Source organism: Kribbella sp. VKM Ac-2566 (genome assembly GCF_004366005.1).
GTDB lineage: Bacteria > Actinomycetota > Actinomycetes > Propionibacteriales > Kribbellaceae > Kribbella > Kribbella pratensis.
Window position 1 is genome coordinate 249,962 of record NZ_SODT01000009.1, and the last position, 25,400, is coordinate 275,361.

The 25,400-nt window shown below is 68.7% G+C and carries 21 protein-coding genes; 8 read left to right on the forward strand and 13 right to left on the reverse strand.

Annotated features, from left to right (window positions below; genetic code table 11):
* Positions 1-249: 249 nt before the first annotated feature.
* Entirely contained in the window at positions 250-2,184 is a 1,935-nt protein-coding gene (acs, locus tag EV647_RS12810) for an acetate--CoA ligase (protein ID WP_134004268.1), read from the forward strand.
* A gap of 115 nt (positions 2,185-2,299) precedes the next feature.
* On the opposite strand, the gene EV647_RS12815 is transcribed toward acs, so the two are convergent.
* Both EV647_RS12815 and EV647_RS12820 read right to left on the reverse strand, forming a co-directional pair.
* Positions 2,300-2,725 (reverse strand): DUF402 domain-containing protein, encoded by a 426-nt coding sequence (locus EV647_RS12815; RefSeq protein WP_134002428.1) that lies wholly within the window; start codon positions 2,723-2,725, stop codon positions 2,300-2,302.
* The gene (locus EV647_RS12820) at positions 2,722-3,438 is read right to left on the reverse strand and encodes a bifunctional 2-polyprenyl-6-hydroxyphenol methylase/3-demethylubiquinol 3-O-methyltransferase UbiG (RefSeq protein WP_134002430.1); all 717 of its coding nucleotides are present in this window, start codon (positions 3,436-3,438) and stop codon (positions 2,722-2,724) included. Before EV647_RS12820 ends, EV647_RS12815 begins: the two co-directional genes overlap by 4 nt.
* Positions 3,439-3,487: 49 nt before the next feature.
* On the opposite strand from EV647_RS12820, the gene EV647_RS12825 reads away from it, so the two are divergent.
* From EV647_RS12825 to EV647_RS12840, 4 genes are all read left to right on the forward strand, one after another.
* Positions 3,488-3,940 carry a hypothetical protein gene (locus EV647_RS12825; protein WP_238177173.1) on the forward strand — a complete coding sequence of 151 codons (453 nt, stop codon included), beginning with the start codon at positions 3,488-3,490 and terminating at the stop codon, positions 3,938-3,940.
* A 60-nt stretch (positions 3,941-4,000) separates the two neighbouring features.
* Positions 4,001-5,239 (forward strand): MFS transporter, encoded by a 1,239-nt coding sequence (locus tag EV647_RS12830; RefSeq protein ID WP_238177174.1) that lies wholly within the window; start codon positions 4,001-4,003, stop codon positions 5,237-5,239.
* Between the two features lie 162 nt (positions 5,240-5,401).
* The gene (locus EV647_RS12835; protein ID WP_166679942.1) at positions 5,402-6,718 is read left to right on the forward strand and encodes a diguanylate cyclase; all 1,317 of its coding nucleotides are present in this window, start codon (positions 5,402-5,404) and stop codon (positions 6,716-6,718) included.
* 49 nt (positions 6,719-6,767) lie between these two features.
* Positions 6,768-7,226: a MarR family winged helix-turn-helix transcriptional regulator gene (locus EV647_RS12840; RefSeq protein WP_238175429.1), complete on the forward strand. Its 459-nt coding sequence runs from the start codon at positions 6,768-6,770 to the stop codon at positions 7,224-7,226.
* Here EV647_RS12840 and EV647_RS12845 read toward each other — a convergent pair.
* Positions 7,223-8,140 (reverse strand): superoxide dismutase, encoded by a 918-nt coding sequence (locus EV647_RS12845; RefSeq protein WP_134002434.1) that lies wholly within the window; start codon positions 8,138-8,140, stop codon positions 7,223-7,225. The genes EV647_RS12840 and EV647_RS12845 overlap by 4 nt on opposite strands.
* Positions 8,141-8,238: 98 nt before the next feature.
* On the opposite strand from EV647_RS12845, the gene EV647_RS12850 reads away from it, so the two are divergent.
* Positions 8,239-9,228 (forward strand): winged helix-turn-helix domain-containing protein, encoded by a 990-nt coding sequence (locus EV647_RS12850; protein WP_134002436.1) that lies wholly within the window; start codon positions 8,239-8,241, stop codon positions 9,226-9,228.
* Positions 9,229-9,276: 48 nt separating this feature from the next.
* On the opposite strand, the gene EV647_RS12855 is transcribed toward EV647_RS12850, so the two are convergent.
* The 9 genes from EV647_RS12855 to pseB all read right to left on the reverse strand — a co-directional run bounded on the left by EV647_RS12855 (position 9,277) and on the right by pseB (position 21,087).
* The gene (locus EV647_RS12855; RefSeq protein WP_134002439.1) at positions 9,277-12,867 is read right to left on the reverse strand and encodes a discoidin domain-containing protein; all 3,591 of its coding nucleotides are present in this window, start codon (positions 12,865-12,867) and stop codon (positions 9,277-9,279) included.
* A 208-nt stretch (positions 12,868-13,075) separates the two neighbouring features.
* The gene (locus tag EV647_RS12860; protein ID WP_134002441.1) at positions 13,076-14,728 is read right to left on the reverse strand and encodes a cation acetate symporter; all 1,653 of its coding nucleotides are present in this window, start codon (positions 14,726-14,728) and stop codon (positions 13,076-13,078) included.
* Positions 14,725-15,069, reverse strand: a complete 345-nt coding sequence (locus EV647_RS12865; RefSeq protein WP_134002443.1) for a DUF485 domain-containing protein — start codon at positions 15,067-15,069, stop codon at positions 14,725-14,727. Before EV647_RS12865 ends, EV647_RS12860 begins: the two co-directional genes overlap by 4 nt.
* A gap of 79 nt (positions 15,070-15,148) precedes the next feature.
* Positions 15,149-15,997 (reverse strand): class I SAM-dependent methyltransferase, encoded by an 849-nt coding sequence (locus EV647_RS12870; protein WP_134002445.1) that lies wholly within the window; start codon positions 15,995-15,997, stop codon positions 15,149-15,151.
* Positions 15,998-16,047: 50 nt separating this feature from the next.
* Complete coding sequence (locus EV647_RS12875) at positions 16,048-16,785, reverse strand: cytidylyltransferase domain-containing protein (RefSeq protein ID WP_238177175.1); 738 nt, start codon at positions 16,783-16,785, stop codon at positions 16,048-16,050.
* A complete protein-coding gene (locus EV647_RS12880) occupies positions 16,773-17,588 on the reverse strand; it encodes a hypothetical protein (protein WP_134002447.1) in 816 nt (271 codons plus the stop codon). The genes EV647_RS12875 and EV647_RS12880 overlap by 13 nt, the downstream gene beginning before the upstream one ends.
* Complete coding sequence (locus EV647_RS12885) at positions 17,588-18,967, reverse strand: class I SAM-dependent methyltransferase (protein ID WP_238177176.1); 1,380 nt, start codon at positions 18,965-18,967, stop codon at positions 17,588-17,590. The genes EV647_RS12880 and EV647_RS12885 overlap by 1 nt, the downstream gene beginning before the upstream one ends.
* A gap of 10 nt (positions 18,968-18,977) precedes the next feature.
* The gene (locus EV647_RS12890) at positions 18,978-20,102 is read right to left on the reverse strand and encodes a DegT/DnrJ/EryC1/StrS aminotransferase family protein (protein ID WP_134002449.1); all 1,125 of its coding nucleotides are present in this window, start codon (positions 20,100-20,102) and stop codon (positions 18,978-18,980) included.
* A 1-nt stretch (position 20,103) separates the two neighbouring features.
* On the reverse strand, positions 20,104-21,087 hold the full coding sequence (gene pseB / locus EV647_RS12895; protein WP_134002451.1) for a UDP-N-acetylglucosamine 4,6-dehydratase (inverting): 984 nt from the start codon (positions 21,085-21,087) through the stop codon (positions 20,104-20,106).
* A gap of 134 nt (positions 21,088-21,221) precedes the next feature.
* Here pseB and EV647_RS12900 point away from each other — a divergent pair, with 134 nt between their 5' ends.
* Entirely contained in the window at positions 21,222-22,259 is a 1,038-nt protein-coding gene (locus EV647_RS12900) for a PseG/SpsG family protein (protein WP_134002453.1), read from the forward strand.
* A gap of 31 nt (positions 22,260-22,290) precedes the next feature.
* On the opposite strand, the gene EV647_RS12905 is transcribed toward EV647_RS12900, so the two are convergent.
* Positions 22,291-24,519, reverse strand: a complete 2,229-nt coding sequence (locus EV647_RS12905; RefSeq protein WP_134002455.1) for a hypothetical protein — start codon at positions 24,517-24,519, stop codon at positions 22,291-22,293.
* Between the two features lie 93 nt (positions 24,520-24,612).
* Between EV647_RS12905 and EV647_RS12910 the strand changes: the two genes are divergently transcribed.
* Positions 24,613-25,365, forward strand: a complete 753-nt coding sequence (locus tag EV647_RS12910) for an N-acetyltransferase (protein ID WP_134002458.1) — start codon at positions 24,613-24,615, stop codon at positions 25,363-25,365.
* Positions 25,366-25,400: the final 35 nt, after the last annotated feature.

Genomic DNA, 25,400 nt, shown 5'->3' on the forward strand with positions numbered 1-25,400 from the left:
AGCACCCGTTTGGTTCCGCCGTACGCCGGAATTCCGTGGCCGTCCGTCCGCTGAGCCTGCCTGTTCGGCGCAGATTTGGAGCGGCTGGGCGATACGCCGGTTCCCGTGGCGGGGTCGGCGTTGGTAGAAAGGTAACCGGGCGCTCCAGCGCGCCGAAGCCAGCGATGAGGAGTCGTCGACGTGACGAATGCAGAGTCACCCCAGTCCGACAGCCAGTCCGGGGCCCAGTCCGAGGCGCTGTCGAACCTGATGCACGAGGAGCGCCGGTTCGAGCCGCCCGCCGAGCTCGCGGCGAACGCGAACCTGAAGGCCGACGCCTACGACCGGGCCGCGGCCGACTTCGAGGGGTTCTGGGCCGAGCAGGCCAAGCGGCTGACCTGGGCGACCGAGCCGACCGAGACGCTGGACTGGAGCAACCCGCCGTTCGCCAAGTGGTACGCCGACGGCAAGCTGAACGCGGCGTACAACTGTGTCGACCGGCACGTCGAGAACGGTCTCGGCGACAAGGTCGCGTACTACTTCGAGGGCGAGCCCGGTGACACCCGCGAGATCACGTACGCGCAGCTCAAGGACGAGGTCAGCCAGGCCGCGAACGCGCTGCTCGAGCTGAACGTCAAGCCTGGCGACATCGTCGCCATCTACATGCCGATGATTCCCGAGACCGTGGTCGCGATGCTCGCCTGCGCCCGGATCGGGGCCCCGCACACGGTCATCTTCGGCGGCTTCTCCTCGGACGCGCTCAAGGGCCGGATCCTGGACTGCGACGCCCGCGTCGTGATCACCTCCGACGGAGGCTACCGCCGGGGCGCCGCGTCCGCGCTGAAGCCGGCCGTCGACGCCGCGCTGGTCGACTGCCCGGACGTGCGCAACGTGCTCGTGGTGAAGCGCACCGGCCAGGAGACCGCGATGACCGACGGCCGCGACCTGTGGTGGGAGGACTTCGTCGGCAAGCAGTCGACCGAGCACACCCCGGAGGCGTTCGACGCCGAGCACCCGCTGTACGTGATGTACACGTCCGGCAGCACGGGCAAGCCGAAGGGCATCTTGCACACCACGGGCGGCTACCTCGTCGGTACGTCGTACACGCAGTGGGGTGTCTTCGACCTCAAGCCGGACACCGACGTCTACTGGACCGCTGCCGACATCGGCTGGGTGACCGGCCACAGCTACATCGTGTACGGCGCGCTCGCGAACGCAACGACTTCCGTGCTGTACGAAGGCACGCCGGACACGCCGCACCAGGGCCGCTGGTGGGAGATCGTCCAGAAGTACAAGGTCTCGATCCTGTACTGCGCGCCGACCGCGATCCGGACCTTCATGAAGTGGGGCGCCGACATCCCGGCGAAGTTCGACCTGTCGTCGCTGCGGGTGATCGGGTCGGTCGGCGAGCCGATCAACCCGGAGGCGTACATCTGGTACCGCGAGCACATCGGCGGGAACCAGGCGCCGGTCGTCGACACCTGGTGGCAGACCGAGACCGGGATGCACATGATCTCGCCGCTGCCGGGCGTGACCGCCGGTAAGCCGGGCGCCGCGATGAAGGCGATCCCCGGTGTCAGCGTGGATGTCGTCGACGACGCGGGCAAGCCGGTGCCGGACGGTTCCGGCGGCTACCTCGTCATCACCAAGCCGTGGCCGGCGATGCTGCGGACGCTGTGGGGCGACGACCAGCGGTTCGTCGACACGTACTGGTCGCGCTGGCCGGGCGTGTACTTCGCCGGTGACGGTGCGAAGAAGGACGAGGACGGCGACCTGTGGCTGCTCGGCCGGGTCGACGACGTGATGAACGTGTCCGGTCACCGGTTGTCGACGACCGAGATCGAGTCCGCGCTGGTCTCGCACCCGAAGGTCGCCGAGGCTGCCGTGGTCGGTGCGTCCGACCCGACGACGGGCCAGGCGATCGCCGCGTTCGTGATCCTGCGCTCGGAGGCCGGCGACGGCGGACCGGACGTGGTGCAGGAGCTGCGCAACCACGTCGCGAAGGAGATCGGTCCGATCGCGAAGCCGCGGCAGATCATGGTCGTCTCGGAGCTCCCGAAGACCCGCTCCGGCAAGATCATGCGCCGCCTGCTCCGTGACGTGGCCGAGAACCGCGAGGTCGGTGACGTCACCACCCTCGCCGACTCCACGGTCATGGACCTCATCAAGACCAACCTGGCCGCCGGCAAGTCCGACGAGGACTGACGACTCCAGAACAACAGGCCCCGGGTGCACGCCCGGGGCCTGTTGTGTTCAGAGGAAAGAAGGCATCTGCTCGAGCTCGACGACCGCGGCCGGCGGGAACGCCGAGGACGGCCCGTTAGGCCCTTCCTCCGCCCCGCGCAGGTACCGGTGCACGAACTGCTGGGTGGCGGTCAGAGCATCCGCGCACTGAGCGGGCGTGATCTTTGCCGTCCCTCAGGGCATCGCCCAGCTCGTCCAGATCCAGGACCTGATACCGGTTCACCGCCGGCGGGAACAGCAGATCGACATACAGGTCGTGCACGATCAGGTCGTCCCCGGAGCGCTCGATCTCCACCAGGTCGACGTACCACCATCCCTCGAGTGCCCCCTCGAACACGGCCGGCCTGGTGAGCTGGGCCGCCTCGTCGAGCAGCAGGTAACACCGATCGACAGTCGGCCGGCCGGCGACCTGGTACTCGGGCAGGATCCGCACGTCGTACGCGACAACTTCTCCGACCTGCCGCGCCGGGCACCACTGCCCGGTCCGGTGCAGGACTCTCATGCCGGCCGCGCGCGGAAAATGATGATTCCGACGTACTGTGCGAGCCATTCCTGCTTGTGCGGGTACTGCTGCTTCTTCTCCTCGGACAGTTGCGGTTCGAGGACTCGCTCGACCCGGAAACCGTTGTCGGTCAAGGAGTTGTGGATCGACGAGAACGTGTCGGTGGTGTGGGTGATGGTCACGTCCTCGTTCCACCGCGACGGGTACGAGTACGGGCCGACCGTGTGATAGGCGTCCCCGAGCCGGAGCTCGTCCCGCTCGGAGCGTTCCACCGCCCAGCGGATGGGATGCGCCATCGAGACGACCAGTACGCCGTCATCGGCCAGCACTGATCGCACGGTGCGAAGGGTTCTTCCCCGGTCCTGCGCGTACGCGAGGGACTGCAGGAACAGTACGACGTCGAACCGGCGGCCCTCCAGCGCCGGGATCTCGTCGAGGGTCGACAGGTCCCCGGTGAGAAGAGTGACGTCGGCGCCGTCCGGCGGTGTCAGGAACTGGGCGCCGACGTCGACGCCGACGGCCGCGGTCGCGCCGTGGTCGCGGACGAGTTCGATCGCCTTCTCGCCGTTGCCGCAGCCGATGTCCAGAACGGTCTTGCCCTCGACCGGGCCGATCAGACAGCGTTGCGCGTCCCACTCCATCAGTTGGTCGAGGGAGTCTTCGCGGGCCCGGGAATGTTCGTAGTCGGTGGTCAGCGTTTGCCAGGGGTCCATACCGCGAGGCTATAAGGCGGTGGCCCCGGCTGGGGCATAGTTTCGGGGCGTGACTACCGCGACGACGGCCGTGCTGGCGATCATTCATGTCGGGCTGGCCGCGGCATGGGTCGGGGGGATGGCGTACTCGTTGTTCGTGGTGCAACCCAAGTTGAAGAAGTACTTCGGGAAGGATCAGGAAGGCCGCGAGATGCTGACCGCGGTGATTGCCTCGGGCAACCGGTGGAAGGTGATCGGGCTGATCGGCGCGATCACGCTCACCGGTGGCGCGCTGCTCGCGATCACTCATGAGCACTGGTGGATCCACGCGGTCAAAGGCTTCCTGCTGCTGATCGCCACCGTCATCTTTTGGTATGTGTCCTGGCGGCATTGGCCGCAGCGCGTGTTCGCGACCACTGCCGAGCTACCGAAACTGCAGGCGCGGCTCATAACGCTCGCGACGACAATCCTCGGCCTCGCGGGAACGGCCTTCGCGCTCGGCGTCCTCGCCGAACACCTCTGAACAACCAGCGGCGCACCGTGGCGTGCGCGGCCGGTTGCGGATCGTGGGTATTTTGACCTGGTGACCCGCCCCGCACATCCCTCGTCCGCAGATCCCGCCGATCAGCCCGCCACGTACGGCGAGGTGTTCGGCGTGGCCGAGTTCCGATGGCTGTGGTTCGCGCAGCTCGGCTCGGTGATCGGGGACCAGTTGGCCCGGGTCGCGCTCGCCGTACTCGTGTTCGACCGGACCGGATCGGCCGGGCTGTCCGCGGTCACCTACGCGCTGACCTTCCTGCCCGACATCGCGGGCGGCCCGTTGCTGTCCGGACTGGCCGACCGCTATCCGCGCCGCCGGCTGATGATCGGCTGTGACGTCGCCCGCGCGGTGCTCGTGGCGGCGATGGCCATCCCCGGCGCCTCGCTGTGGATCCTGTGCGTGCTGCTCGTCGCGGTGCAGTTGCTCGCGTCGCCGTTCCAATCCGCCAGAGCCGCCTTGTTGCCGTCGATCCTGACCGGCGACAAGTACGTCCTGGCCAGCTCGGTGTCGAACATCACCGCGCAGGCCTCGCAACTGGCCGGGTTCGTGACCGGCGGCACCCTGGTCGCAGCCTTCGGCGCCGGGAACGCACTGCTGGCCGACGCCGTGACCTTCGCACTGTCGGCGGTGCTGCTGAGGCTCGGCGTGCGTGAACGTCCATTGCCGGAATCGACCGATGCGCGCCCGGGATGGTGGCCTTCGCTGTCGGCCGGCGCGCGGCTCGTCTGGAGCGATCGGCGGCTGCGGTACCTGGTCGCGCTGGCCTGCGTCGCCGGTTTCTACGTGAGCATCGAAGGACTTGCCGCGCCGTACGCCGCAGTGGTCGGAGGCGGGCCGGCCGCCGTCGGGATCCTGCTCGCCGCCAACCCGGCCGGGCAGATGGTCGGAATGCTGCTGCTGACGCGGGCCGCGCCGGCGCGGCGGCTCACGCTGATGGGCCCACTCGCGATCGGTTCCTGTGCGCCGCTGATCGGCTGTGTCGCCGAGCCGGGACTGTGGGTGACTGTCGCGTTGTGGTTCGTGTCGGGGTTGTGTGCGTCGTACCAGCTGGCCGCGAGTGCGGCGTTCGTGCTGAACGTGCCGGACGCGCAGCGCGGCCAGGCGTTCGGCCTGGCGCGCACTGCGCTGATCGTGTCCCAGGGAATAGGTGTGCTGGTCGCCGGGGCCGCTGCGGACCGGTGGGAGCCGGCGCTGGTCGTGGCGGCCGCGGGGATTCTGGGCGTACTGGTCGCGGCGGGCGCGGCGTACGGATACGTCGGCGCCACGCGACAACCTGCGTGATGGGTCACCAGTCGTTGTTCTGCATGGTGACCGCCTCCTCTCGCGGGATCTGGGCTCCTTGGGGGTGAGCGCAGCGAGACAAATAACAGGGAAGCCATGACATTGCGTGCACATCGCGGCTACTCTGTGACAAGGACCGACTGTGAGGCGGGGGTCTTTTTCATGAGTATCCGGCATCGGCTGGCGCGCCGTCGCCTACGCCGACGTCAAGACGCGTCCTGGAGCCCGGCAAGATGGGCGCTGTGGTCGCAGCCACGGAGCGTGCTCGGCTACGTCCTCGCGGTCGAGCTCATCACCGTTGTGGTCGTCGCGTCGACGTTCGACCTGGTGTCGGTCACCGCCGGTGACTGGATCCGGTTACTGGTCCTCGCGGCCGGATCGGCGATCCATCTGGAGGCCGCCCGCGACATCGAGCGGCTGCGCAAGGTCGGCGCCGAAGGTATTCCGTACGTAAATCTCAAAGGAATGTGGACCTTCGCCGGCGTCCTCATCCTGCCTCCGCCACTGGCCGCAGGGCTGATCGTCACCACCTACGTGCATTCCTGGATCCGGGTACGCCGAGTTCCGCCGTACCGATCGGTCTTCACCGCGACGACTCTCGTGCTCGCCGGCGCCGCGGGGGCTGTCGTTCTGGCCACGATCCGTCCCGGTGTCTACCCGGGCTACCCGTCCGGCCCGCTCGGACTCGTCGCTGTTGTCGCGGCCGGCTTGGCGTACTGGTTCGTGAACTACGCGCTGGTCGCAGGGGCGATCATGATGGCCAACCCCGATTCCCCGGGCCGCAACGCGCTCGGACGGCTCTCGGACCAGCTGATCGTGGCCGGGTCTCTCGGCCTGGGTGTGGCGACCGCCGCGTTGCTGCTCAGCCAGCCGTGGGCCGTCGCGGTTCTGCTGCTCACCATCCTCGGTCTGCACCGCGCGCTTCTGGTCGAGCAGTTCCAGACGGCGTCACGCACCGATCCCAAGACCGGCCTGGCCAATGCGGCCTTCTGGCACGAGATCGCGCGTCGTGAGTTCGCCGGCGCCGAACGCACGAACTCCCGACTCGGCGTGCTGTATCTCGATCTCGACCACTTCAAGGCCATCAACGACACCTACGGCCACCTCGCCGGCGACGAGGCCCTGAAAGCGGTCGCTGCCGAACTGCGCCACGAGGTCCGCGACAACGACCTGGTCGGGCGGCTCGGCGGCGAAGAGTTCGCCATCCTGCTCCCGCAGACCTCCGCGGCCGACACCGCCTTGGCCGCCGAGCGGATCCGGCGTCGCGTCGCGGGGCTGGCGGTCACCGTCGCCGCCCCGAACGGCCCGGTGCTGTGCGGCCCCATCACGTGTTCGATCGGCGCCGCGACGTACCCGGAGTCCGGTGCCAGCCTCGACGAGCTCCAGATGGCCGCCGATCTGGCCATGTACCAGGCCAAGGACGCCGGCCGCAACCGCGTCGTCGCCGCACCGGCCAACGGCGAGGTGCCGCCCTCCTGACCCGCCGTCCCGGCCCGGGCAGAAGGCCGGAGCGGTAGGAGATGTTTGGGTGCCTGTGCCAGGATTGCGCTTCCCGACGGAGGTGATCTGGATGGCGCAGGAGGCATTGCAGCTGCTGGTCAGCATGCACCGAATCGTCAGGCACCTGCGCCGGAGCAGGACCACCACGCTCCTGCACCCGACGCAGTTCCTGGCGCTGATGCTGATCGCCGACGAGCAACCGATCCGGATCGGCGAGATCGCCGCCCGGGTCCCGTGCTCGCAACCCACCGCGACCACGACGGTCGCCGGTCTGGAGGAGGCCGGCCTGGTCCGGCGCGAACCGGACCCCGTCGACGGGCGGGCGACTGCGGTGGTGCTCACCGAGGCGGGGGCCGAGACGGTCGAGGCGTCCGGCCGTCAGGCCGCCGAGGAGCTCGCCAACCTCCTCAGCCGCCTCGACGACGCCGACCGCGCGCTGGTCCTGCAGGCGGGCGCGGTCCTGATGCGGGTCACCGACGACCTTTAACGCAGGCCCGGTACGACGGTCACGGTGTACGGCGGCGTACCGGGTGCGATGTCCAGTTGGCTGTTCACCCACAGCAGCCGGCCGTGGTCGCGGGCGATCGTCGTCGGGGTCGCACCGGCCGCGCCCGGGCCCGAGTCCGCGACCAGGGTCGCCGCGGTGAGATCGTCGTTCAGGATCGCGAGCCGGGTGACGTACTTCCCGCCGCCGGCGTTGTAGACGGCGTACAACCGGCGCCCTTCGAGCAGGTACCCGTCGCCGGACAGGATGCCGTTCGGGACGTCGAGGACCGTGACCTGCCGGGTGCGGAGGTCGATCCGGTACGTGACGTCCTGGCCCTGCTCGCCGACCAGGAGCACGCGTCCGTCGGTGACGATGCCGTTCAGGAAGTACGGCGTCGGCTGGATCCGGTCGCGGGTGATCCATGGTTCGAGCTCGCCGAGGCCGTCGCGGGTGAGCGGCGCCCGCCAGATCTGGTTGTGCGCCGAATCGGTCACGTAGACGGCGTCGCCCGCGAGCGTGAAGTCGTTGAGGAACGAGCCGTCCGACGCTTTCCGTACGGCGAGGAGCCGGCCGCGGGCGTCGTACAGGAAGAGTTTCGACGTACTCGCGCCGGCGACGAGGACCCGGCCCCAGCGGTCCAGGTGGATGCCGGTGGCCGCGGTACGTCCGTCGCTGCCGGCCGGCAGGAACAGGCTGAGGCGGGACGAGTGGGTGTTGCCGCGGTACACCGCGCCGGTGGCGACGCTGGTGACGTACATCGTGCCGCCGGGCGTCACCGCGATCCCTTCGAGGTTCTCACCGGGAGTGGTCGAGACGACGTACTGCGTCGGTCGGTGGACTGCGCCCGCTTGCGCGGTGGTTGACGGGACGGCCGCCGCGAGGACCAGGGCGGTGAGGACTGCGAGACGTTTCATCGGGCCAGGGTCGGAGCGTACGGCGGCCGGCCGCGACCGGATTCGGCCTGAACCGAAGAGGTCTGGGCGGATGACCTCGTGGCCGTCACAATCGAGGGATGCTCCGCGTCCACTTCACCGCGGCGGACCTCGGCCGGGTCACGTTCCCCACCGAGCCGCACCCGCTGTGGGAAGCCGCGCTCGCGGCCCGGGCGCTCGGAGACCGGTCGATCTCGCCGGTCGCACGGCGCTGGCGGCGTACCGCGGCACCGCTGGTGCGGGGATCGATGCGCCCGCTGTTCAAGCTGATCTCGCCGGGCGGGTTGTTCCCGGACTTCCTGATCCCGGAGGTCGCGGGGCCCGGTCTCGAGCCGGCCGTCGCGGCGTTGATGGAGACGCCGGCCTCCGTCATCCGGGACGAACTGGAGCCGTGGTTACCGCCGGAGATCGACCGGTACATGCGTGGATTGCTGGACGGTCGCGCGGGCTCGCGGCGAGCGCTTGGCGGCGCGGTCCGGGACTCCCATCAGGAGGTGCTTGCGCCTTCGTCGGGGGAGTTGCAGCGACGGTACGGCGCTGACCTCGGGATCCGGTCGCGGGCTGTCCTGCACGGTGGGATCGATGCGCTGCTGTCGTCCCTGCATCCCGATGTCGAGTGGGCGACTCCGGTGCTGACGACGTACGGCCCCGTCGACGACTGGACCGCGGACATCCACCTGAACGGCCGCGGGCTCGAGCTCTACCCGTCCCCGCTGGTCTCCAACTGCCTCGCGATGGACACCCCCGACCGCCGCCCCGTCCTCGTCTATCCCTGCGCCGACCTGACCGACCCGGACGATGCCGCCACCGACGCCCTGGCAGACCTCCTGGGCCGGACACGAGCCGCAGTACTCCGTTCCCTCACCCACCCCGCCACCACAACCCAACTGGCCCGCCGAGTAGGCATCTCCCTGGCCTCAACCTCCGACCACACCAGAGTCCTCCGAGCCGCCGCCCTGATAACCACCCACAGAACCCAAGGCACCGCCCTGCACGCCCTGACCCCCACCGCCCACAACCTGCTAACCGGCGCATCCAAGGGCATCCCAGGCCAGATCGCGAACTCCTGACCAAGCCTCCAGGGGCCGCCGGGGTGGCGGCCCCTGGGGTGGGGTTGGTCAGTTGCGATTGATTGTGAAGGTTGTGGTGGTGTTCTGGATGTCTTTGGCGTTGTTGGTGAGGGTCAGGTTGTTGAAGGTGACGGAGCCTACGGCGGGGCCTTGGCCGGGTTCGGGGAGTTCGTTGGCCCAGATGCCGAAGCCGGACTTGGCGTCGAAGGCGTCGCCGGACTTGCGGGCGCCGGAGATCGTCGTGTTGGTGAAGACAGTGTCCGCGACCGGGAACTGCGGCCGGCCGCCGACGTAGTTCGTCTGGAACATGATCCCGCTGTACGTCGGATCGACGATGTCGAGATCATTGACGCGGATCCCCTGGAAGATCTTCGACGCCGAGAAGATCCACACCGCGGGGAACGCCTGGTTGCCCCAGAAATGCCCACCGGAACGTACGACGGAAACGTTCTGGAACTGTGTCGGCGGAGTGGCTCCGAACCCGTTCATCGGGATCCCGAAGTCCAGGGAACTGATGGTGATCCCGGGGTACGTGAGCATGTCCGCGGCGTACAGGTTCCGGAAAACGTTGTTCGTCCCGCCGTACACCGCGAATCCGGCGGCCCGCCAGGTCAGTGTCGCGGACAGGTTCTCGAACACGTTGTCCCGGACCTCGCCGCCGCCGTTGTCGGTGGCGTTGAACAGCGCGAAGCTGTCGTCACCCGTCGACCGGGCGTCGTTGTTGCTGACCGTGTTACCGGCCGACCCGTTCGTCATGTTGATGCCGTCGGCGAAGGTGTCCCGGATCCGCGAGTTCTTGATCGTCGAGGTGTCGGTGTTCGAACCCCAGTACAGACAGACCATGTGCTCGACCCAGATGTTGTCGATGGTCATGTTCGCCGTCCCCGAGAAGTCGAACACCTTCCCGGGGCCGTCGATCCGCGACGTGTAGTTGCCGAAGTACGCGAACCCGCTGAACGTCGACCCGTTCGCCGACGCCTCGGACCGGAACCCGACGTCGGTGTTGTCCTGTGTGGTCGGCGCGTGGAACCGGGTGAACCACGGCCCGGCCCCGACGACCTTGACCGCCTTGCCGTACACCTGGAACTTCGATGACGTGTCGTAGTCACCGGCAGGCAGGTAAACACCCTGCAGGTTGCTGTTCTGCCGCACCTGGTCGAGCGCGTTCTGCACGTCCTGATGGCTGAAGCCGGCCGGCGTGACGAAGCCCGCGCCGGGGTTCGGGACCGGCGTCGCCGCCTCGGTGTCGAGGAAGTCGATCGTGTACGTCAGGCTGTTCGCCGGATCCTTCTGCAGCCGGATCTTCGTCCCGGCCGGGTAGGTCTGGCCGAGCATCAGGTTGGCCTCGTCGTAGATGTGCCGCGCCGGTCCCGACCCGGGTGAGTTGTTCGGCGACGCCTCTGCGCCGTACAGCCAGGCGTACTTCGACGTCAGCGGCAACGTCTTCGCGAAGCTGCCGTTCACGTACACGCTGATCGACGACGTCTGCCCGCCGCCGCCCGACGAGTCCGGCATCGAGAACCGGGTGACGAGCGTGTTCGTGCTGGCGCGGGTGGTGAACTCGACGTACGCGCCGTTCGCGCCGAGCGTGACCGCGCGCCGCCCGGAGGCCTCACCGGCCAGGTCACCGATCGTCCGGTTCGGTCCGATGACGGACGCGCCGCCGCCGACCGTGGCGTCCTCCGCCTCGAGGTGGTCGTACGGCATGTTCGCGCCGCGACCGACGAAGAACGGCCGCTCGCTGGTGTTGTTCGTACGCTTCACCGGCAGTTCGTTGGCGTCGTCCGCCAGCACGACACGCAGGGTGTAGCGCCCGTTGACCGCGGTCCAGTTGCCGAGAGCAACAGCCGGCGTGGTCGCGCCGGCAGCGATCGATCCGTTGTAGGTCCCCGTCATCGTCGCGACAGCGGACGATCCGTTGAGAACCGTCAGCGTGATCCCATGCGCACCGGACGCAGAGGCGACACTACCTTGGTTCTTCAAAGACACCGAGAACGCGACCGAGTTCCCGGCCGACGGGTTCCCCGGAGTCCAGTTCACCGCCGCCGCCACGAGGTCGGAGCTCGCCACCGGGGTCACCACGAGCGGACCAGATGCGGCCGCCGTGTTGTTCCCGTCGTTCTGCTCGATCACCGAGTTTGCTTCGTCGACCTTGGCGCTCAACGCGTACGAGCCCGCGTCGCGCGTCCCGATCGACGCGCTGACCGTCGTCGACGCCCCGGCCGCGAGTGCGCCGACAGCCGCCGTACCGACCTTGGTCGTGCCGAGGTAGAAGTTCACGTCGGTCGCCGCGGAGCCCGCCGTACCGCCGTTGTTGACCGTCGCGCGGACCGTGATCGCGTCGGTCTCCACCGGCGATGTCGGTGTCCACGAGACGTTGGAGAGCGTGAGATCCGGGTTCGGCGCCGGTACGCCGAGCACCTGCAGTTCAGCGACCTGCCCGGCCGGTGCGCCGGTGTTCCCGGTGAAGTTCAGCCGTACGTCGGCCACTCGCGCGCTGACCGGGATCGTCACGCTGTTGCCGCTCGCCGGATTGAAGTCGTGGCCGGCCGAAGCGACGATCGTCGTGAAGTTCGACGCGCCCTGCTCTCGCCCGAGGATCGAGAACGTCTGCGTCCGCGGTCCCCACGCCGGATCGGGGTTGAGCCGCACCACGATCGAGCTGAGGTCCGCGTTCGCGCCCAGTTCGGTGGTCAGCGTGGCCGGGTTGGCGTTGCCCTCCCAGTACGTCGTCACGTCGTCGTCGTTCGCGTTCGCCGGGACGTAGGTGAACGTCGACCCGGACGCGCTGATCGGCTTGTGCAGTGCCAGGTTGCTGCCCGGGCCGCCGCTGCCGTTGCGGGTGACCGTGTTGCTGTTCGCTGACTGGTTGCCGGCGGCATCTTTCGCGCGAACGGTGTACGCGATCGACACGTTGGCCGGCTGGTTGTCGGTGTACGTGAGCACGTTGCCGGCCACGCTGGTGCGCAGTTGACCGTTCGCGTAGACGTCGTACCCGGTAACTCCGACGTTGTCGGTCGATGCGCTCCAGGTGAGTTTGATCTGCCCGGCGCCGGGTTCGGTGAGGGCCAGGTTGCCCGGGGCGGTGGGAGCCTGGGTGTCACCGGTCGACGGTCCGTAGACCTCGAGTTCGGAGAGTTGTCCGGCGGGCCAGCCGGTGTTCGCGGTGATCCGGATCCGGACGTATCGCGTGGTGGCGGTGCCGTAGTCGACGGTCACCGTGTTGTTCGGCGGGCTGAACGTGCGCGCCGCGGACGCGGACAGGTCCGTGAAGTTCTGCCCGTCGGTGCTGCCCTGGACGGCGAGGGTCTCGTCGCGGGCTCCCCAGTTCGTGGTCGGCAGCTTGAGCACGACCTGGTTCGTCGCGACCGACGTACCGAGATCGACCTGGATCCACTGCGGGAACGCGTTGTTCGCGCTCTCCCAGTAGGTGCCCTGGTTGCCGTCGGTCACGTTCGACGCGACGTAGTTCTGGGTGCTGCTGCTGGCCGTCGCGACCTTGCCGGCGGCGAGATCAGGACCGGCGAGTACGGCGGCAGACGCGGTGCCGGCCTTCGTCGGGTGGAGCAGTGGACTCGCTGCGAGCGCCAGGCTTGCAGCGAGCAAGGCGACCGGCAGCCGCCATTTCGGGATTCGCATGGCCTCTCCTGGTGGGCGGGTGATGAGGAGGCAGAGGAAACGGGCGCCACGCGAGAGTCCAGAACTTTCTCTACTTTTGCTCAATTCTTGCGTAGCGCTGGCTCATTGTTACGGCACGACTACGCGAGCGTCAACGGTTCATGACGCAGAAGGGCCGGCTCGCAGTGAATACGAGCCGGCCCTTGGGATGTACTGCGTCAGTACTGGGTCAGTGCTTGGCGGCACCCTCCGCGCCGGCGCCGGTGAGGGCGCGGACCGAGAGTTCGCTGTAGCGGTTCTCGCTCGACCTGTCCCGGCCGAGGTACGTGCCGAGTACGCCGAACAGGAAGCCGAGCGGGATCGACACGATGCCCGGGTTCGACAGCGGGAACCAGTGGAAGTCCGCACCGGTGATCATCGACTTCTCGCCGTTGCCGGACACCACCGGCGAGAAGACCACCAGGACGACGGCCGAGATCAGACCGCCGTAGATGCTCCAGACCGCGCCCGAGGTGTTGAACCGCTTCCAGAACAGGTTGAACAGCAGCGCCGGCAGGTTCGCCGAGGCCGCGACCGCGAACGCCAGCGCGACCAGGAACGCGATGTTCAGCTTCTGCGCCGGGATCGCCAGCCCGATCGCGACCGCGCCGATCCCGATCGCCGCGAACCGCGCCACCCGCAGTTCCTGCTTCTCGGTCGGCTTCTCCTTGGACATGACGTTGGCGTACAGGTCGTGTGCGAACGACGACGCCGAGGTCAGCGTCAGCCCGGCCACCACCGCGAGGATGGTGGCGAAGGCGACCGCCGCGATCAGCGCGAGCAGGATCGCCCCACCGGTCGAGCCGGCCCCACCGCCGACGGCCTCGGCCAGCAGCGGCGACGCCACGTTGCCCTTGGAGGTCTCGACCGCGGAACCCTTGGCGGTGTTCAGCAGAGCCGCGGCGCCGAACCCGAGGGCCAGCGTCATCAGGTAGAACACACCGATCAGGCCGATCGCCCACTGCACCGAGCGCCTCGCGGCCCGCGAGTCCGGCACCGTGTAGAAGCGGATCAGGATGTGCGGCAACCCCGCCGTACCGAGGACCAGCGCAAGACCGAGCGACAGGAAGTCGATCTGGCCCGTGAGGTCCTTGCCGTACAGCAGGCCCGGCTGCAGGAAGTCCTCGCCCTTTCCGGACTTGCCGGCGGCCGAGCCGAGCAGGTCGGAGATGTTGAAGTGGAACTTCAGCAGCACCAGGAACGTGATCACCACCGTGCCCGTCATCAGCAGCACGGCCTTGACGATCTGCACCCAGGTGGTGCCCTTCATGCCGCCGATCGTCACGTAGACGATCATCAGCGCGCCGACGAGCACGATCACGGCGGCCTTCAGACCCTCGCTCTTCACGCCGAGCAGCAGTCCGACCAGCGAACCCGCACCGACCATCTGGGCCAGCAGGTAGAAGATCGAGACCACGATCGTCGAGGTCGCGGCCGCCGTCCGGACCGGCTTCTGCTTCATCCGGAAGGCGAGCTGGTCGGCCATCGTGAAGCGGCCCGAGTTCCGCAGCAGCTCGGCGACCAGCAGGAGGGCGACCAGCCAGGCCACCAGGAAGCCGATGGAGTACAGGAAGCCGTCGTACCCGTAGAGGGCGATCTGGCCGGAGATCCCGAGGAACGATGCCGCGGACATGTAGTCGCCGGCCACCGCCAGGCCGTTCTGCGCGCCGCTGAACGAGCGGCCGCCGGCGTAGTAGTCGGCCGCGGTCTTGTTCTGCCGGGACGCCCACCAGGTGATGTACAGCGTCACGGCGACGACGGCGGTGAACAGCGAGATCGTCAGGGTCCGGTTGCCGGGCTCTGCGGCCAACGGAAGGGCCAGCGGGACGAGAAGTGCGTTCACCGGCGGCGCTCCCTCTTGTACTTGGCGTTCAGGCCGTGGGCCAGCGGATCGAGCTTGCGGTTGGCGAACCGGCCGTACAGGGCCGCGATCACGAACGTCGACACGAACTGCAACAGGCCGAAGATCAGCGCGACGTTGATGTGGCTGCCGCCCAGCCGGTGATCCATGAAACCGCGGGCCCAGTTGTTGCAGGCGACGTACGCCAGGTACCACGCCATGAAGGCGATCGTCGACGGTACGACGAAGTTCTTGTACCGCCGCTTCAGCTCTTTGAAATCGGCCGCGTCGTGCACCGCCTCATAGGCGCGGGCGTCCCGCTCGCGCACCACTTCCTCGTCCATGCGTTCCCCTTCGGTGGACTAGAACAGGTGCACGTTAGCCCCAAGTTGCGCATTTCTGACCTACCGCAACCAAAACGTTCTAAAGGTGCGGTGCCACCGGGCCGTCGACCGTACGGCGGTAGTTCGCGAACTCGCTGGGGTGGGCCCGGAAGCAGTCGGTGAAGTACGGCATCCGCAAGGCTTCCGGGGGCCGGGCGGTGTGCTCGTAGATCAGGTCGATCTGGTCCAGGACCTGGTCACGCCGGGTGTCCTTGAGTACGGCGACCCGCGAGTGCGACTGGGCCAACTGCCGCAGGCCCTCGCGGTTCAGGTCGTGCCAGTGCCGGAACCGGGCGCTCTCCAGGAAGGTGAACAGGTTCGACTGCTCGATGATCGGCACCGGGTCGAACCGGTCGCTGCCGCCGACGCCGTCACCCTGCATCACCTGCCAGATCCGGCGGACCCATGGGACCACGGTGTCGGCGTTGTTCCAGAGCAGGCCGAGGACGCCGCCCGGGCGCAGGACCCGGGCGATCTCGGGCAGCGCCCGGGCGTGGTCGAACCAGTGGAAAGCCTGCCCGACGATCACCGCGTCCACCGAGGCGTGCGCGAGCGGGATCGACTCCGCGGCCCCGACCATCGTGTCGATCCCGGGCCGCCGGCGGCAGACCTCGAGCATCTCCTGCGACGGGTCGACCGCGATCACGTCGTGCCCGAGACCGGCTGCGACCGCCGCGAGCTTGCCGGTGCCGGCCCCCAGGTCGAGCACCTGCAGCCCGCGGCCCGGGCCCAGGATCCAGCTCAGCGCCTCGACCGGGAACGTCGGCCGGCCCAGGTCGTAGGCCGCCGCGACGGCGCCGAACGACGTGGCCCGCGCGGCGTGCGCGCCGTTGCCCGCGCCGTTCTCCGGGGCAGCGGCGGAGTCCCCGGCCGGATCATTGGTGGTCATCACGGTAAATCATGCCCCAGGAACCAACACAGCGGAGCGTGCGATAGCTGCTACTCGCCGAGTTTCTTCTGTTCGATGTGCGCGTTCAGGGCGGCCAGCTCCGGGTGCTCGTCCAGAATCGCGACCAGTTCGGCACAGCCGAGCTCGGTCCCGCCGAAGTCCTCGATGAGGGCATCGAGCAACTTCCAGTCGTCTGCGGTGTCCAGCGTGAGCCGGTACCGCGCGCCACCGCCGGACCAGGGGAGGTTCAGCAGCCGCATCTCGCCGGACCGGTTCTGGTGCAGGTACGGCGTGACGTGCTCGCGGTCGGCCTTGAGCGTGGCGTTCGCCTCCGCGTCGTACAACCGGGCGCTGGAGAAGATCTCGAAGTCCATGCCGCGCGGGTAGGTGCGCACCAGACAGTTCGAGATGTAGAGGTCGGGGTCGTTCTCGGCACGCCACCGATCGACGCCCGCGGCAACGATCTCGGGATCGATCAGCGGGCAGTCGGAGGTGACCCGGACGACGGCGTCCAGGTCGTGCTCGCGGGCGGCGCCGGCGAACCGGCTGAGGACGTCGTCCTCGCTACCGCGGAAGACCGGGATGCCGTCCTCCTCGCAGACCTGGACGACCAGGTCGTCGTGGAGGTTCGTGGTGGTCGCGACGATCACCGGCAGGCCGGTCCGGCTCAGCCGGTCGAGGTGGTGCTCGAGATAGGAGCGCCCGGCAACGGCCAGCAGCACCTTGGCCGGCAGCCGGGTGCTGGTCACGCGGACCTGCGTGATGATTCCTACCTTCAGCTGTTCCATCGGAACATCTCCCGAATTTCTGCGGGTCCGGCGACGTGGTCGACGCCCAGTTCGGTGTCGGTGAACTCACGGGCGACCGCCGGCGGGACGTACGGCTGGTCCATCTCCGGCCACAGCCGTTTGATCCGCGCCTGTCCGCCGAACGACGGGTGCTCGTTCTCCAGCACCATGGGATCACCGTAGACCCCTGCCCCCAGGCCGAGCGAGGCGCCGTACAGAACGGCGGAGCTGAGCCGGTTGGAGGCGACCCGCTCGTGCTTGCGGAGCTCGCGCAGTTGCTTGACCAGGAACTTGGCGTCGGTCTTGCGCCAGTGCAGGCCGCGGTAGCCGTGCGTGATGACCCGGAATCCGGCGTCCTTGTAGACATTGCGGATCGCGGGTTTCTCGAACTCGTTCCAGTACAGGCAGACGGTCACCGGGCCGGTCTCGTGCTCGTTGATCGAGGCAACGATCCGGCCGTGGTCGCCGAGCACGTGCTGACCCTCCCAGCCGTGGAACGGGTAGAAGATGGTGCCCTTGGCCCGTTTCGACGAGGTCGCGAGCTGGGGGTGGGTCTTCAGCAGGTACAGCCAGACCGAGCCGATCACCGAGTAGTTGCGCAGGCCGAGTGCGTGGCCGCGGCGGCGGACGCTGTCCGACCAGACGAACTTGGGCATCCCGGGCGCGAAGTTCGTGCCGTGGGCGAAACCGTCGAGGATGTTCCAGCCGTGCTGCAGGTAGCCCCAGATCCGCGGCGGTATCGGGAGTCCGGCGTACGTCGCCATGATGTTGGCATGCCCGTAGAAGTGGTTGGCGTGGTGCATCAGCGGCGTACCTTCCGCAGCACCCGCTTGAGGCGGCGGCGGATCACCCGGACCGGGTTCAGGACGGCGTGGCCGACGCGATAGGGGAGCGAGCGGCGGATGCCGCTGACCGTGCCCTCGAAGAGGATCGCGCGGGCGCTCGCGTGCGCGAGCTCGTCGGCGAGCCGGGCGACGGTGGTCAACTGCTCGGCGCTGCCGCGTGGGCGAACGACCTCGTCCGGGGTGAATTCCTGCTCCGGCACGGTGATCCCCGCCATCGCCGCGAGCCGTGCGGTCAGCGCGTGCGGGTCGGCCGCCGCGGGCCATGGTTGCCGTGCGCCACTTTCCAGCGCTCGCCGCGCGAACCGCCGGAGGTGTTCGACAACATCCAGTTCCTGCGCCTCCCCGAACAACCGGTACGACGTCCCGTCCAGGATCACGTTGTCCGGCGACCCGGCACCACTCGCACCCAGCCAGGCGACGTACGTCGGAATCACCCGTCGAAGCTCCGCCTGATCATCACAGCGCAGGGCCATCAGAAGGTGTTCCTCCAACAGGACGCCTTCGCCCCCCGGCACCACACCTTCAGGCAGTACAGCCGGCGCCTCCGCACCAATCACGAAGTACCAGGCCGGCGCCAGCTCGAAGGCAACTCCCGCCGCGGCCGCGTCCAGCACCAGGCGGTACGGATCCATCAACACCGGGCCTTCGTTGCGAGAGGCAACAGCCCGCGCCGCAGTGATCCCTGCGAACCCATCGACTGTCGAGAGCGCGAGGTCCGCCTGAACCAGCGACGGAAAGACAGCAAAGGTCTGCACGTCGGAGGTGTCGAGAGCAGAGAGGAGGGGCTTGAGGCCTGCGGGGGCTCGGTCCGCGACGTCGCGTCCCCAGTCCTCGTCGCGCGGGATGGCTGCGGTGATGTCCGGCTGAATCAACCGCTCGAATCCGAAGGAGTTCGTGGCTCCGAGGAGCAGCCGGCCACCCGGCCGGAGCCGCTCACGCAGCCGATCCAGCGCCTCCACCCACGGGAAGCTCGCCGTATCGGGTCCGACAAGCCGCTCCAAGCCGTCCAGCGCGACGATCACGTCGTACGTTTCATCCACTACCCAACGATCGAGCGAGCCGCAGAAGACCTGCCCCTTGGCGTCGTCCAGTTGTTCGGCGAGTTCCTCGGCGTCAGGAGCCGAGCGGACCAAGAGGTCCACCGACGTGACCTGCGCGACCGCAGCCGTGATCAGCTCGGCGGCGTGCGGGCCGGCGATCAGGACGGCGTCGTCAGGCTGGAGCGCGGCGGCCAAGAGTGCCGTTGCTGCGGGTCCGGCAGCCGCGGGACGGGCATCGCCCGGGTGCAGATCCGACCAGTTGAGCATCTCGCCGCCGATCAGATTCGACCGGGTCACATCGATCACGTTATCCAACCAACTGCAGGAGGGTCTCGATTACCCGGTCGACGTCACTGTCGGTGAGGTCCGGGAAGAGGGGGAGGGAGAGTTCCTCGGCGTAGAAGCGTTCGGCGTTCGGGCAGAGGCCGCGCTGGTAGCCCTGGTGGGCGAAGACCGGGTGCCAGTACACGGGGATGTAGTTCACCTGTACGCCGATCCCCGCGGCGCGCATCGCCTCGAAGATCTCGCGCCGTCGACCGCCGAGGACGCGAACCGGGTAGAGGTGCCACATCGGGTCGACGCCGGCCCGCTGCACCGGCGTACGGAGTCCGTCGGCATCGGCGAACGCCGCGTTGTAGCGGGCGGTGATCTCGGTGCGGCGGCGTTTGAACTCCGCGAGCCGGCGCAGCTGGGACAGTCCGAGTGCGGCGCCCAGGTCGGTCAGGCGGTAGTTCACGCCGTACTCGTGGACCTCCTGGTGCCACGGTCCTTCGTCGGTGATCTCGAAGCGCGACGGGTCGCGGACCAGGCCGATGAAGTGGAACTCGTGGGCCCGCTGCCCAACCACATCATCTCTGCAGACCACCGCACCGCCTTCGCCGGTGGTGAGGTTCTTCGTGGGGAAGAAGGACATGGTGGTGACGTCGGCGAGGTCGCCTACTGGGCGGCCGTACGCCGAACCGCCGACGGAATGCGCTGCGTCGGCGAGGGTGTGCGCGCCTACTCGATCCGCCAGAACCTGCAGAGCTGGGTAGTCGGCGGATTGGCCCGCGTAGTCGACTGCGGAGATGACGCGGGACCGATCGGTAAGAGCAGCTTCGACGGCGGCTGGGTCGATCAGGCCGGTGTCGTAGTCCACGTCCGCGAACACCACGCGAGCGCCGAGCATCGCGGCGCAGGAGGCGGTGGCCACGAAGGTCATGGGCGTGGTGACGACCTCGTCGCCCGGGCCGATGCCGAGAGCGGCGTACGCGATGTGCAGGGCCGCGGTGCCCGACGTACAACTCACCGCGCGATGCCCGCCGGAGAGCTCGGAGATCGCGCTCTCGAAGGCGGTGACCGCTGGTCCGGTGGTCAGCCAGTCGCCCCGCAGTACGGCGGTGACCGCCTCGATGTCCTCCTCCGAGATCGACTGGCGCCCGTAGGGGAGCACGTCAGCCGTCGCTCTCGAGGATCTTGCGGATCTGCTCGATCGAGTACCACTGGTCGTTGGTGTCGGAGGCGTAGTGGAACCCGTCCGGCACCGGCGTACCGTCGCTCGGCGGCTGGTAGCCCCAGCTGGCCAGGTCGGGCTGCAGCACGAAGCGGTTGCCGAGGGACAGCGCGCGGCGGCCTTCCTCCGGGCTGATCATCTCCTCGTGCAGCTTCTCGCCGGGACGCAGGCCGACGTCGTGCATGGTCGCGCCGGGCGCGATCGCCTCGGCCAGGTCGGTCACCTTCATCGACGGGATCCGCGGCACGTACAGCTCGCCGCCGGTCATCAGGTCGAACGAGTCGACCACGAACTCGACCGCCTCCGGCAGCGTGATCAGGAACCGGGTGCAGCGCAGGTCGGTGATCGGCAGCGAGTGGCCGGCCGTGTGCAGCGCGCGGAACTTCGGGATGATCGAGCCCCGGCTGCCCATCACGTTGCCGTACCGGACGACGCTGAAGCGGGTGTCGTACGCCGCCGCGTAGTGGTTCCCGTTGATGAACAGCTTGTCCGCGGTCAGCTTGGTCGCGCCGTACAGGTTGATCGGGCTCGACGCCTTGTCCGTGGACAGCGCCACGACCCGCTTCACGCCGGAGTCGATGGCCGCCTCGATGACGTTCTGCGACCCGATCACGTTGGTCTGGACGAACTCCCAGGGGTTGTACTCACCGCTGTCCACCTGCTTCAGAGCGGCGGCGTGTACGACGTAGTCGACCCGGTGCATCGCCCGCAGCAACCGGGACCGGTCGCGGACGTCGCCGAGGAAGAACCGCAGCCGCGGGTCGTCGCCGAACGACTGGCGGACCTCCCACTGCTTCAGTTCGTCGCGGCTGAAGACGATGATCCGTCGCGGGTTCAGGTGGTTCAGCGCGTGCCGTACGAACGTCCGGCCGAACGACCCGGTACCGCCGGTGACCAGGATGTCGGAGCCGGTAAGGATTGACACGCGAGCGGGACCCTTCTGACGGACAGTTCCGAACCGCACACACGCGGTGCGGACCTCGAAACAATAGCTGCCCCGTGAGCGCCGACCTCAATCCACCATCTCAGCGCACCGTGATCAAACGTACGCTGGGGCCCGTGAAACGCGTCGGGGTGCGATGTGATGTGGGGCCGTCCCGGGGCGTCGGTCACGTGATGCGCTGTCTGGCGCTGGCCGAGGAGGTACGTCGCCGCGCTGTCGAGCTCGTCTTCGTCTGCGATGCGCACACCGTGCCGTGGGCCGCGGAGCAGATCGCGGCCCGGGGGATCGCCGTACAGCCCGCGGTCTGGGGACCCACCGAGCATGTCGAGCTCGTCGACCGGTTGGGGCTCGACGCTCTGGTCTTCGACTCGTACGACCTGGACGCTGCGGTCTATCCCGCCGTCCGGGCGACCGGGCTGCCCACGCTGGCGATCGTCGACGGTGACTTCCGCGGCGCCGAGGCCGATGTGCTGGTGGACCAGAACCTCGCCGCCGAGCTCGACCACCCGCGGTTGCCGCGCGACTCGAGCCGGCTCGCCGGCCTGCGGTACGTGATGATCCGCGACGAGATCCTCGACCACCGTCCCGCCGCTCCACCGGCCGACCGGAACACCGCCGTACCGACGGTGTTCGCGTTCTTCGGCGGCACGGATGCCTTCGGCGCCGGTCCGTACGTCGCCCGCGCGCTGGCCGCGACCGGTCTGCCGTTCGAGGCCACCGTGGTCGCACCCGGGCCGGACCTCGCCGCGAGGATCGCCGCTGTCGAGCTGCAACCGCACCAGCACCTCGAGGTGATCGGGCCGACGCATCAACTGGCAGCCCGTGTGCGTCACGCGGATCTGACGATCAGTGCGTCCGGTACGTCGACCTGGGAGCTGCTGTGTCTCGGGGCGACTGCGGGACTGGTGTGCGTGGTCGACAACCAGGAGATGGGCTACGAGCGCGCGATCGACACCGGCGCGGCTGCCGGACTCGGGCTGTTGAGCGCGCTGCAGGCGGATCCGAACTCAGCGGTCCCCATGCTCAAGCGATTGCTCACCGATTCGGCCGAGCGTGGTCGACTGGCGCGAGCTGGTTGGGAACTCGTCGACGGGCGCGGGCGTGAGCGAGTCGCCGACGCCCTGCTGCAACTTAGAGGTCCCGCGGATAGGTAGCGCCGTCGCGAGCGTCGTCCCGCGGGACCTCTCATCTGAGTTCGTAGATCGTCGCGTCCAGCGTGGCGTGTCGCAGGCGGACGTAGTTGCGGAGCGCCGGGGACACGTCGCCGGCCCGGTGGTCGGCGTACAGCCAGCGCACTCCGGCCTCCCGCAGGCGCTCGATCGCAGCCGGCGTAGGCGCCTTGAACGCGATGTCGTTGGCGGCGAGTTCCTCGCTGTTCCAGTACGGGATGAGGCTCGGGTTGGTGTCGTTGGTGAGGGCGATGCGGTTCGCCTGGTTGGAGTACGACCAGCCCTCGATCAGGACCGGACGCTCGGCCAGCGCTGCGAGCCAGAAGTGCCGGCTGTCGCAGAGACCGTCGCGCTGGATAATGCAGTGCGCGTTCGTCGCGATCAGGTCGCCCGGCGTGCTGTTGCGCCGTAGCCACTGCGCCGCGCCGGCCTCTGCCGCCGTCGCGCCACCGCGGAACGGGTGCGCGAAGACCAAGTTCGACGCCTTGTCCGACACGAGGCCCTGCATCGGCACCAGGGTCGCGCCGATCATGCACGCCGCCACCGCGCCGCCGAGCAACGCGACGAAGAAGTTGCCCGGTCGCCGCGCCAGCTTCCAGACCACGGCCACCAACAGCGCGACAACTGCCACGGCCGCGACAGTCCACACCCACGGGCCCCTGATGCCCTGCAGGTCCGCGGACTGCGAGCGCGCAACTGCGAGGGCCACCAGCCCGAGCAGCCCGGCCGCGCCGACGAGCACCACGGCTCGCCGGTCTCCGAGCCGCCCGACCAGATTCGCCAGCCCGACAGCCGCGAGTACGGCGATGACCGGGAAGGCCGTCCGCAGGAAGTACAGCTGGCTGACTCCTGATTGGGTCGTCAGCAACGTGCCCAGCAAGCCCGCGACCGCGACCCCGGCAAGGAACACCGCACCGGAGTCCCGCCACCTCCGGCCGAGGAAGAACAACCCCGACGCGGCCAGCGCCCAGCTCAGCAAAGTCGTTGCCCCTGACAACAGTTGCGCATGCGGGTTCGACACCAGCATCGGGTACGGCGCCAACTGGACGAACGTCTCGAACGGCTTGATCTCGGTCCCCCACGTGCTCCCGCCGAAGATCGCGATCAACGCCCCCACGAATACCGTCAGCGACAGCAACCCACCGAGGAACGCCGGCCGCGTACTCCGCCGCGCCAGCCCCAGCTGGAGAAACGCGAACGCGAACCCGGCACCCACCAACGGCAGGATCGTCGACTTCGCCCCGGCCGCGATCAGCGCGAGCAGCACCAGCAACACCCACCGGCCACGCGGCCGGCCGTCCGCCCGCAGCAGGTCCACCGCCACCACGCAGAGCGCCAGCGCGATCAGGACCCCGAGGTTCTGTGTCGGACTCAGGTACGCCGCCACCGCGGTCGAGATCCCGCCCAGTCCGGCGTCCGCCAACGGCTGCACGGCCCCACCGAGACCGGCGACGAACACCGCGAGCGGTCCGGCCCACGTGGCGCCGGACTCGGCGGTCGGGGCCAGCCGACTGGTGAGGGCGAACACCAGCCCGCACCCGGCGAGGAACAGCGGCAGCCAGCTCAGTGAATGGATCAGATCGGTCAGGTCGATCCGCGTCCCCCACTGCGTCGCGGCCGTCGCCTGGTGGAAGAACGTGTGGTACCTCATCGGCTCGCCACCGAGCCACAACGTCGAGATGGGTACGTCGTACTTCGCACTCGCGGCCAGCGCCTGCTGGAAGGCCAGGTCGGGATACGCACGCAGCGGATCGGCGTACGCCGGGAGGAACTGGCCCGGCCCGCGCCGGTACACGATCAGCAGCACGACCGCTGTCGACGCCGCGAGCAGCCAGGCCTGCAGCGGACGCAACGGCCGCTCGACCCGCCGCCAGACCCGAGCCCGCGCGTCGCTGTCCACGAAGGCGATCACCAAGACGATCGGCGCCCACACCCACGACCAGGCCTGCAGCCCGATCGACGCACTGGCCAGGTAGACCAGAACCTGCCCGGCCGTGCCGACGGCGAACCCGGCCGACAGGTCCTCCACGAGGTTGCGCCCATACCCGCCGATCAGCCGCCAGAGCGCGAACCCGGGCAGCGCCACCGCGACACCGGTGAAGAGCACGAACCGGACGACCTCGAAGACCGTCGCGTGCAGCGCGAGCAGCACGATCGCCAGCACCACGATTGCGAGCCCGGCGACCAGACCGGAAAGGGACGGCCCCGCCGTCCGCGGTCCCCGCCGCCTCGCTTTCGCGCGCATGTCGTAACGCTAATGTGAAATCCGTCGCGCCACGAACGCAACCTGTCACTCCAGGTGAGCCTCGTAACCACGATGCCTTAAGCTCGGCGGCCTATGAGTTGGTACGACGCGCTCGAAGCCGGTGAACTGACCGTGCGGCCGTCCGTGGACGCGGCCAAGCGGTTCGGGGTCGCCATCGACCGGATGTCGGTGTCCGCCTCGGCCGGTACGCCGCTCGCCGAGGTGCTGGCCGCCGTCGAGAAGTCGACCGCGGACGTGATCGTGCTTCGCTACCCGGCCCGTGAGACCACTTGGTTCGCCGCGCTGGCCGACGGGCCGCGTCAGGCGTTGCTGGCCGACGCCGTCACTTGCTGGGCGCTGCCGGTCGGCAAGGGCCGGCGCCCCGCGCCGCTGGCGGGCTTCACCGCGCAGCTCGAGCCGGAGGTCGACGACGACCTGGTGGACGACCTGGTCGCGGACGTCTTCGGCGACTCCGGCAACCACTACTGCGCCAACCCGATGTTCGACCGGGCGGTCGCGCTGGCCGGCCGCCAGGAGTGGGCCCGGCGGCGGATCGGTGCGGCAGGTGCCGTCGTACTGCGGGGGCCGGACCGGCGGGTGCTCGCGCTGGCGGCCGTCGACGAACAGCGGTCGTGGACCGAGATCCAGCTGGCCGGCGTCGTACCCGCCGAGCAGGGTCGTGGCCGGTACGGTCACCTGCTGGCCGCGATCGAGGACGTCTGTACGACGCGACGCCTGGTCGTCACCGCGCAGGCCCATCAGATCGGCATCCAACGGGTGTGGTCCCGCTACGGGTTCGAGCCTGTGCATAACCTCCTGACGGTTCACCTCGTTGCCGCTACGTAAAGATTCGTAGCGACCGCGGAGGAGGACACACCGGA

What these genes read in the sequence shown, in the direction of transcription:
- acs (WP_134004268.1), top strand. Translation starts at nt 250, where the DNA reads ATGCACGAGGAGCGCCGGTTCGAGCCGCCCGCCGAGCTCGCGGCGAAC.
- EV647_RS12910 (WP_134002458.1), top strand. Translation starts at nt 24,613, where the DNA reads ATGAGTTGGTACGACGCGCTCGAAGCCGGTGAACTGACCGTGCGGCCG.
- EV647_RS12880 (WP_134002447.1), bottom strand. Translation starts at nt 17,588, where the DNA reads ATGCACCACGCCAACCACTTCTACGGGCATGCCAACATCATGGCGACG.
- EV647_RS12815 (WP_134002428.1), bottom strand. Translation starts at nt 2,725, where the DNA reads ATGAGAGTCCTGCACCGGACCGGGCAGTGGTGCCCGGCGCGGCAGGTC.
- EV647_RS12850 (WP_134002436.1), top strand. Translation starts at nt 8,239, where the DNA reads ATGCTCCGCGTCCACTTCACCGCGGCGGACCTCGGCCGGGTCACGTTC.
- EV647_RS12875 (WP_238177175.1), bottom strand. Translation starts at nt 16,785, where the DNA reads ATGGAACAGCTGAAGGTAGGAATCATCACGCAGGTCCGCGTGACCAGC.
- EV647_RS12835 (WP_166679942.1), top strand. Translation starts at nt 5,402, where the DNA reads ATGAGTATCCGGCATCGGCTGGCGCGCCGTCGCCTACGCCGACGTCAA.
- EV647_RS12855 (WP_134002439.1), bottom strand. Translation starts at nt 12,867, where the DNA reads ATGCGAATCCCGAAATGGCGGCTGCCGGTCGCCTTGCTCGCTGCAAGC.
- EV647_RS12820 (WP_134002430.1), bottom strand. Translation starts at nt 3,438, where the DNA reads ATGGACCCCTGGCAAACGCTGACCACCGACTACGAACATTCCCGGGCC.
- EV647_RS12905 (WP_134002455.1), bottom strand. Translation starts at nt 24,519, where the DNA reads ATGCGCGCGAAAGCGAGGCGGCGGGGACCGCGGACGGCGGGGCCGTCC.
- EV647_RS12865 (WP_134002443.1), bottom strand. Translation starts at nt 15,069, where the DNA reads ATGGACGAGGAAGTGGTGCGCGAGCGGGACGCCCGCGCCTATGAGGCG.
- EV647_RS12845 (WP_134002434.1), bottom strand. Translation starts at nt 8,140, where the DNA reads ATGAAACGTCTCGCAGTCCTCACCGCCCTGGTCCTCGCGGCGGCCGTC.
- EV647_RS12870 (WP_134002445.1), bottom strand. Translation starts at nt 15,997, where the DNA reads ATGACCACCAATGATCCGGCCGGGGACTCCGCCGCTGCCCCGGAGAAC.